This window comes from Chelatococcus albus, from assembly GCF_030067675.1.
Taxonomy (GTDB): Bacteria; Pseudomonadota; Alphaproteobacteria; order Rhizobiales; family Beijerinckiaceae; genus Chelatococcus_A; species Chelatococcus_A albus.
Genome location: NZ_JASJEV010000016.1, coordinates 51,734 through 60,263, shown reverse-complemented (window position 1 = coordinate 60,263; position 8,530 = coordinate 51,734). Strand labels below are relative to the sequence as shown.

Sequence of the window (8,530 nt, the reverse complement as noted above, 5' to 3'; positions counted from 1 at the left end):
GATCCCAAGACGGTGCGCCGCGTGGCCCAGCCGGGCGATGCGGACGTGCGCGAGCGCCTGCGGGGCCTGGCGGCGGAGCTCGCCGCTTCGACTACCGGCGGCTCGGCATCCTGCTGCAGCGAGAAGGCGTCAGCATGAACAAGAAGAAGCCCTTCCGGCTCTACCGCGAGGAGGGCCTGGCGGTTCGCCGGCGTGGCGGTCGCAAGCGCGCCACCGGCACGCGGGCGCCGATGGCCCTGCCGGATGGGCCCAACCAGCGCTGGAGCCTGGACTTCGTGGCCGACACCCTGGGCTGGGGCCGGCGCTTCCGCATCCTGTGCATCGTCGACGAATTCGCTTCGCGGACCTTCGGTTCACCCGCGAGGCTCTGGGGCTCGTCGTGGACACCTCGATCGGCGGCCATCGCATGGCCCGCGAACTGGACGCCCTGATCGCCCGCCACGGCCGGCCCGCGACCATCGTCAGCGACAACGGCACGGAGATGACCAGCCGGGCCATGCTGGAACGGACCAACCGCACCGGCGTCGACTGGCATTACATCGCGCCGGGCAAGCCGCAGCAGAACGGCTTCGTCGAAAGCTTCAACGGCAAGCTGCGCGACGAGTGCCTGAACGAGGAGGTCTTCGCCAGCCTGGCCGAGGCCCGCGCCGTGATCGAGCGATCGCGGCTCGACTACAACCACGTCAGGCCGCACCCGGCGCATGGCGGGCTGACGCCGGAAGCGGTGCGGCTGAACCCCGCGGCCGGTCGGCTGCGCAACCTCGAAGGCTCCGCCGCCCGGCCGCTACCGCCGGCGCGGCAGATCAACTATCAACCCTAAGGGCCCTCACAATGAGCGAGGGATCGGCGGGGGCAGGTCTATTGATCATCAGCACCGATCCGCTTAGGCACCGTCTTGAATCATCAGAGCATCGCGGGGCGCCGCAGGCGCCCGCCGCGTCCCTCATCCGAGATCCTGCCCGAGGCACCCTCCATGTCTCATGTCCAGTTCGTGCTCACGCTCTCCTGCCCCAACCGCCCGGGCATCGTCGCGGCGGTGTCGAGCTATCTCTTCGAGAGCGGCTGCAACATCCTCGACGCACAGCAGTTCGACGATACGGAGGGCGGCAACTTCTTCATGCGCGTCGTCTTCAACCCCGTGGACGGCGCCATGCCGCTGGCAACGCTGTCGGAGGGCTTCGCGCCCATCGGCGAGCGGTTCGGCATGGCCTGGGCGATGCGCGACCGCGCCGAGCGGCGGCGCGTCATGATCCTCGTCTCGAAGTTCGACCACTGTCTGGTCGACCTGCTCTACCGCCAGCGCATCGGCGAACTGCCGATGATGATCTCGGCCGTCGTCGCCAACCACCCGCGCGAGACCTATGCCGGCATCGACCTCGGCGAGGTGCCATTCCACCACCTGCCGGTGACGAAGGAGACGAAGCTCGAGCAGGAAACCCGGCTGTGGGAGCTGATCCGCGCGACGAGGACGGACGTCGTCGTGCTCGCCCGCTACATGCAGGTGCTCTCCGACGGCCTCGCGGCCAAGCTCAAGGGCCGGGCCATCAACATCCACCACTCCTTCCTGCCGGGCTTCAAGGGGGCGAAGCCCTACCACCAGGCCCATGCGCGCGGCGTGAAGCTCATCGGCGCCACCGCCCACTACGTCACGAGCGACCTCGACGAGGGCCCCATCATCGAGCAGGACGTGGAGCGCATCAGCCACCGCGACACGCCCGACGACCTCGTGCGCAAGGGCCGCGACATCGAGCGGCGCGTGCTCGCCCGGGCGCTGCGCTACCATCTCGACGACCGCGTCATCCTGAACGGCGCCAAGACAGTGGTGTTCACCGATTGAAGGCAAGCGCCGGCGGCTGCCGGCGACACCCCTATGCCACCTGCCCGGCGCACCAGCCGCTCGACCAGGCCCACTGGAAATTGTAGCCGCCGAGCCAGCCCGTCACGTCGACGGCCTCGCCGATGAAATACAGGCCCGGCACGCGCACCGCCTCCATGGTCTTCGACGAGAGGCCGGCGGTATCGACGCCGCCCATCGTCACCTCGGCCCTGGCGAGGCCCTCCGTGCCGACCGGCGCCACCTGCCACCGCTTGAGGCGCCCGGCGAAGCCCGTGAGCAGACGGTCGGGCAGGCTGCCGATCGGCCCAGGCGGGAGGCCGTTGCCGTCGGCAAGGGCATGCGCAAGGCGCGCCGGCAGGAACTCGGCAAGCACGCTCTTCGGCTCTGCCTTCGGGCGGGCGTGCTTGCGCGCCTTCAGAAAGTCCTCGCCGGCGTGGGCGGGCACGAGATCGAGCGCGATCGTCTCGCCCTCGCGCCAGTAGGACGAGATCTGCAGGATGGCTGGGCCCGACAGGCCGCGATGGGTGAACAGGATGTTCTCGCGGAAGCTCTGCCGCCCGCAGGAGACCACCGCCTCGGCCGAGAGGCCCGCGAGGCCCTGACAGAAGGCGAGGATATCCGCCCCGACCTTGAGCGGCACGAGCCCCGGCCGTGTCTCGGTGACGGCGAGACCGAAGCGGCGTGCGAGTTCGTAGGCGAAGCCCGTGGCTCCCATCTTCGGGATGGAGGGGCCGCCCGTGGCAACGACGAGCGAGGTGGCGTGGAAGGAGCCCCTGTCGGTGTCGATGCGGAAGCTCTCCGCGCGGGCGACGTTGGTGATGCGGTGCTTGAGGCGCAGGTCGACGCCCGCGGCGGCGCATTCGCCAATGAGCATGGCGACGATCTGGCGCGCCGAGCCGTCGCAGAAGAGCTGGCCAAGCGTCTTTTCGTGATAGGCGATGCCATGGCGCTCAACGAGGGCGATGAAGTCACGCGCCGTGTAACGGCTCAGCGCCGACTTGCAGAAATGCGGGTTCGCCGACTGGTAGCGGTTCGGCGCCACGCCGAGATTGGTGAAGTTGCAGCGCCCGCCGCCGGAAATGAGGATCTTGGCGCCGGCCGCGCCGACCCGCCGTCATGGCGCACATGAGGCCGGCGGCTCCGGCGCCGATGATGACGACGTCGAAGGTTTCGGTGCGGGAGGGCATGGGCAGGTGGCAGGCGCGGCGGGACGTGGTTTCGGCAAGGAGGAACGGCGCGACCGCGGTCAGAACCGCCCGGCGGGCGCTGCGAAGCGGCTGAATTCGGCCGCCACCTGCTCGTAGACCGCGCGCTTGAAGGGCACGACGAGGCCGGGCACGCGCGCGAGCGGCTCCCAGCGCCAGATGGAGAATTCGGGATCGGCGCCACCCTCCCCGCGCGTCACGTCGATCTCGCTCTCCGCGCCGGTGAAGCGCAGGGCGAACCAGCGCTGGCGCTGGCCGCGGAAGGCGCAGAGCCGATGCCACGGCCCGTTGTAGGGCGGGAAGTCGTAGGTCAGCCAGCCGCGCGTCTCGCCGAGATAGGCGGCGCTCGTGACGCCCGTCTCCTCCCACAGTTCACGCCGGGCTGCGGCGAGCGGATCCTCATGCGCGTCGATGCCGCCCTGCGGCATCTGCCATTCGCAGCCCGGCAGGACGATCTCCGGCCCATCGTCGCGCAGCCGGCGCGCGACGAGCACGTGCCCCTCGCCGTTGAAGAGGGCGATGCCGACGTTGGGGCGGTAGGGGCGGGCGTCCTCGGTCATGGCAAGGTTCCGCGCGGAGCCGGTCCGGCGGAAGGCGTTCCGTCCGGGGCATCCGCTTCGAAGGGTGGATGAAGCGTGGCGGGCGCGACGCGGCCGCCCCGCCGCACGGGCAGCCGACCGCGGCGGCGGTCCTCTAGCACGACGTCGCCACTCCTCGCCACATCTTGCAACATCGCCCGCGGCTCAGCACAGTGGCGCCATGTCGACGATGCGTGTCTCCCCCCGGCCGCTGGCGCCGCGCCGGCACGACGAGATCCTGAAGCGGCTCGCGGCCGACGGCTCCGTGGGCGTCAGCGAGCTCGCGGAGTTCTTCGGCGTGTCGCGCGAGACGATCCGCCGCGACCTGAAGCAGCTCGCCGACCGCGGGCGGCTCGACATCGTGCACGGGGGCGCGGCACGTCGCGAGAGCCTCGAACCCGCGCTGGACCAGCGCGCCTCGGAGAACGCGGAGGGCAAGGCCGCCATCGGCCGCGCTGCCGCCGCGCTTGTCGAGGACGGGATGGTGCTCCTCTTCGATTCGGGCACGACGACACTTGCCGTCGCGCATGCGCTCGGCGGGCACCGGAACCTGACCATCTGCACCGGCAGCCTCGCCATCGCCCAGCTTGCCTGCCGCATGCCTGACACCCGTGTGCACCTGCTCGGCGGCGAGGTCGACCCGAACGAGGAAGCGACTGTCGGCGTCGATACGCTCGAGGCGATCGGCCGCTTCCGCGTCGACCTCGCCTTCGTCGGCGGCGGCGGCCTGTCGCCGGATGGCGAGGTGACGGACTACACGCGGGCCGGCGCCGAGCAGCGCTCGCGCATGATCGCGGCCGCGGGCCGGGCCTATTTCGTCGTCGACCGCAGCAAGTTCGGCCTGCTCACGCCGCTGCGCATCCCGCATTTCGAGGCGGCGGCCGGCGTCATCGTCGACACGGCCCCGCCCGCCGCCATCGGCGAGGCGCTGGCCCGCAAGGGGCCCCGCCTCATCGTGGCGCGGGGTGCCTGAGCCCGCGACGGGCGCCGCTGCCCGCCCTCGCATGCATGGTCGCCACGGCCGGACCAGGTTTCCTGCGCGCCTCCATCCACGTTCCTGAAGAGTCCCCGTCACCCCGGAAGCCGCGTCAGCGGCTGTCCGGGCTCCAGAAGCGATCACGGTGGAGAATGAGCGCGGCGGGCGCCGCGCATTCTGTCCCCGCATCGGTCCTGGTTTCCAGGCTCCTCGCTCCGCTCGGCCCCGGAATGACCGGGGGTGGTTCCCGCCTGAACCTCTGACTGTCACGGTGGAAGCCGCGGCGGCGGCCGTACGTTGCCGAGCGCGTGCCCGCAGAAGGCGGCCGTTCAGTCACGCGTAAGCCAGCGCGCCATTATGTGGTATTTTGTGGTTTTATGTTGATTATTGCGATAATCGCTCTATGCTGGTCCGACGCTTCCTCCAGCGGATGGTCACCCATGGCACAGGACTTTCCCACCCAGGCCCGCATCGTCGTCATCGGCGGCGGCATCGTCGGCGCGTCGGTGGCCTACCACCTCACGCGCCTCGGCGAGCGCGACGTCGTGCTTCTCGAACAGGGGACCCTCTCCTGCGGCACGACCTGGCATGCGGCCGGGCTCGTCGGGCAGTTGCGCTCCCACCAGAACATGACGCGGCTCATCCGCTACTCGACCGAGCTCTATGCCTCGCTCGAAGCCGAGACTGGCCTCGCCACGGGCTGGAAGCAGTGCGGCTCGATCACGGTGGCGCGCACGGCCGAGCGCATGACGCAACTCAAGCGCACCGCCTCGGCCGCCCACGCCCAGGGGGTTGCCATCGAAGTCCTGACCCCGCGCGAGGCGGGCGAGAAATGGCCGATCATGCGCACCGACGATCTCGTCGGCGCCGTGTGGCTGCCCGGCGACGGCAAGGCGAACCCCGCCGACATCACCCAAGCGCTCGCCCGCGGCGCCCGCACGGGCGGGGCACGCATCCTGGAGCGCACCCGTGTCACCGGCATCCGCGTCGAGAAGGGCGCCGTGACCGCCGTCGAGACCGAGCGGGGCACGATCGCCTGCGAGATGATCGCCATCTGCGCCGGCCAGTGGTCGCGTGACATCGGCGCCATGTGCGGCGTGGCGATCCCGCTGCACTCGGCCGAGCACATGTACATCGTCACCGGCCGCATCGACGGTGTCACCCCCGACCTGCCGGTGATGCGCGACCCGGACGGCTACGTCTATTTCAAGGAGGAGGTGGGCGGCCTCGTCATGGGCGGCTTCGAGCCCGACGCCAAGCCCTGGGGCATGGAGGGCATCCCCCACCCCTTCGAGTTCCAGCTCCTGCCCGACGACTGGGACCAGTTCGAGATCCTGATGGAGAAGGCGCTGGAGCGCGTGCCGGCGCTCGAGACCGCCGAGATCAAGACCTTCCTCAATGGTCCGGAGAGTTTCACGCCGGACAACAACTTCATCCTCGGCGAGGCGCCGGAGGTGCGGAACGTCTTCGTCGCGGCGGGCTTCAATTCCATGGGCATCGCCTCGGGCGGCGGCGCCGGCCGGGCGCTCGCCGAATGGATCGTCGGCGGCGTGCCCTCGCTCGACCTGTGGCCCGTCGACATCCGCCGCTTCGCCCGCTTCAACAACAATGCCCTGTGGCTGAAGGATCGCGTCAAGGAGGTGCTCGGCCTGCACTACGCCATGCCCTGGCCGAACCGCGAGCTCGACACGGCCCGCCCCTTCCGCCGCTCGCCACTCTACGACCGGCTCGCCACCAAGGGCGCCGTCTTCGGCTCGAAGATGGGCTGGGAGCGGCCGAACTTCTTTGCTGCCAACGGCGAGGAGCAGCGCATCGCCTATTCCTTCGGCCGGCAGAACTGGTTCGACCGGGTGGCGGCGGAGCACCGCGCCGCGCGCGAGGGCGTGGCGATCTTCGACATGACCTCCTTCGCCAAGTTCCTGATGCAAGGGCCCGATGCCGAGGCCGTTCTGCAACGCCTCTCGGCCAACGACGTCGCCGTGCCCGTCGGCCAGACGGTCTATACGCCGCTCCTCAACGCGCGCGGCGGCTTCGAGAGCGACCTCACCGTCGCGCGCCTCGCGCCGGACCGCTTCCTCATCCTCACCGGCACGGCGCAGGCGACGCGCGACGCGCACTGGATCGACCGCCACATTCCCGAGGCGGCGCGTGCCGTGCTCACCGATGTGACCTCGGCTTACGCCGTCATCGGCGTCATGGGGCCCAGATCGCGCGCGCTCCTTCAGCGCGTGACGCGCACGCCGCTCGACAATGCGGCCTTCCCCTTCGGCGCCATCCGCGAGATCGGCGTCGGCTATGCGACCGTGCTTGCCGCCCGGCGCAGCTACATGGGCGAGCTCGGCTGGGAGCTCTACGTGCCAAGCGAATTCGCCGCGACCGTCTACGAGACCCTCGCCGTGGCGGGCGAGGATCTCGGTCTGCGTGACGCCGGCTACTACGCCATCGACTCGCTGCGCATCGAGAAGGGTTACCGCGCCTGGGGGCGGGAACTCACTCCCGACGACACGCCGTGGCAAACCGGCATGGGCTTCGCCGTCAAGCTCGACAAGGGCGTGGACTTCATCGGCCGGGCGGCGCTCGCCGAGGCGAAGGGCAAGCCACTGACGCGGCGTCTTGTCTCCTTCCTCGCCACCTCGCCCGACGCGCCCACGGCCTGGGGCGGCGAGCTCATCACCGCCGACGGGGAGCCGGTCGGTGAGGTGACGTCCACCGCCTACGGCCATTCGCTCGGCGGCACCGTCGGCCTCGGCTGGGTGCGCTCGCGCGGCGAGGCGATCGACGACACCTGGCTCACCGAGCGGCAGTTCATGATCGACGTCGCGGGCGAGCCCGTGCCCGTGCGCTGCCACCTCAAACCCTTCTACGACCCGACGAGCGCGCGCATGCGCCTGTGACGGGCGGGCGGCACCCGTTCCGCACCACCCGAGGCTTGCCATGGCCGGGCTCGTCCCGGCCGTGGCCTCGATGGGGGGAGCCTGTCCCCCTGCTTCCTTGGTAAGCCGGCCTTCACTCTCGTCACGGTAGCAATCCGCGAGCGGACCTGCGCCCGATGACCGACCCCGCCGGCATGAGCCCTCTTGTCTTCGCCGCCGTGCTCGCGGCGGCGGCGATGCACGCCGGCTGGAACGCCGTGCTCAAGATCCGGCTCGATCCCTTCCTCGCCATCACCGTCGTGATGTCCTGCGCTGGCGTGCTCGCCTGGCCGCTGCTTGCCGTCGTCGGCTGGCCACGGTGGCAGGCGATGCCGTGGGTGCTCGCCTCCGTCGTCCTGCACCTGACCTATTCCATCGCGCTCAGCGAAGCCTACCGACGCGCCGACATGGGGCAGGCCTACCCGATTGCGCGCGGCTCGGCTCCTCTCGTCACCACGGTCGGGTCGCTGCTGATCCTCGACGAGCCGCTGAACGGGCGCGGGCTGACCGGCATCGCGCTGCTTGCCTTCGGCATCGGCTTGATGGCGCTGCGCGGCGGGCGCTCCGCGCGGCTCGACCCGGCAGCCCTCGCCTATGCGCTGCTGACGGCCCTCGCCATCGCCAGCTATACGCTCGTCGACGGAGTCGGCGCCCGCCGCGCCGGCGATCCGCATGCCTACTCTGCGGCCCTCTTCGCCCTGGAAGGCGTCGCCATGGGGCTCGTCGCCCTGTGGCGACGCGGCCCGGCCGAACTCGCCCGCGCCGCGCGCTTCGCGCTGCCGGGCCTTGCCGGCGGCGCCATGTCGCTCGGCTCCTACTGGATCGCCATCTGGGCGATGACGCTCGCCCCCATCGCCCTGGTCGCGGCGCTCAGGGAGACGAGCGTGCTCTTCGGCGCGCTCATCGCCGTCGTCGTTCTGAAGGAGCCGCCAAGCCCGGTCCGCATCGCCGCCGCCGCGCTCACGGTCTGCGGGCTGGTGCTGATCCGCCTGCAGTGACCATGGCCCCTTTGCGGTGGCCTA

At 70.6% G+C, this 8,530-nt stretch carries 5 protein-coding genes and 2 pseudogenes; 5 read left to right on the top strand and 2 right to left on the bottom strand.

The window, feature by feature from the left end; all coding sequences use genetic code 11:
- Both QNA08_RS17800 and purU read left to right on the top strand, forming a co-directional pair.
- Positions 1 to 820: pseudogene (locus tag QNA08_RS17800) on the top strand (IS3 family transposase); the annotation flags it as partial.
- Positions 821 to 973: 153 nt separating this feature from the next.
- Positions 974 to 1,837 carry a formyltetrahydrofolate deformylase gene (gene purU / locus QNA08_RS17795; protein ID WP_283742067.1) on the top strand — a complete coding sequence of 288 codons (864 nt, stop codon included), beginning with the start codon at positions 974 to 976 and terminating at the stop codon, positions 1,835 to 1,837.
- A gap of 31 nt (positions 1,838 to 1,868) precedes the next feature.
- Here purU and QNA08_RS17790 read toward each other — a convergent pair.
- Together QNA08_RS17790 and QNA08_RS17785 are read right to left on the bottom strand one after the other, a co-directional pair.
- A pseudogene (locus QNA08_RS17790) lies at positions 1,869 to 3,024 on the bottom strand (BaiN/RdsA family NAD(P)/FAD-dependent oxidoreductase).
- A gap of 59 nt (positions 3,025 to 3,083) precedes the next feature.
- On the bottom strand, positions 3,084 to 3,602 hold the full coding sequence (locus QNA08_RS17785; protein ID WP_283742066.1) for an RNA pyrophosphohydrolase: 519 nt from the start codon (positions 3,600 to 3,602) through the stop codon (positions 3,084 to 3,086).
- Positions 3,603 to 3,801: 199 nt separating this feature from the next.
- Between QNA08_RS17785 and QNA08_RS17780 the strand changes: the two genes are divergently transcribed.
- The 3 genes from QNA08_RS17780 to QNA08_RS17770 all read left to right on the top strand — a co-directional run bounded on the left by QNA08_RS17780 (position 3,802) and on the right by QNA08_RS17770 (position 8,506).
- Positions 3,802 to 4,593, top strand: a complete 792-nt coding sequence (locus QNA08_RS17780) for a DeoR/GlpR family DNA-binding transcription regulator (protein ID WP_283742065.1) — start codon at positions 3,802 to 3,804, stop codon at positions 4,591 to 4,593.
- Between the two features lie 443 nt (positions 4,594 to 5,036).
- Positions 5,037 to 7,490, top strand: coding sequence for a GcvT family protein (locus QNA08_RS17775; RefSeq protein ID WP_283742064.1), 2,454 nt, complete (start codon positions 5,037 to 5,039; stop codon positions 7,488 to 7,490).
- 155 nt (positions 7,491 to 7,645) lie between these two features.
- Entirely contained in the window at positions 7,646 to 8,506 is an 861-nt protein-coding gene (locus tag QNA08_RS17770) for an EamA family transporter (protein ID WP_283742063.1), read from the top strand.
- The last annotated feature ends 24 nt before the right edge of the window (positions 8,507 to 8,530 follow it).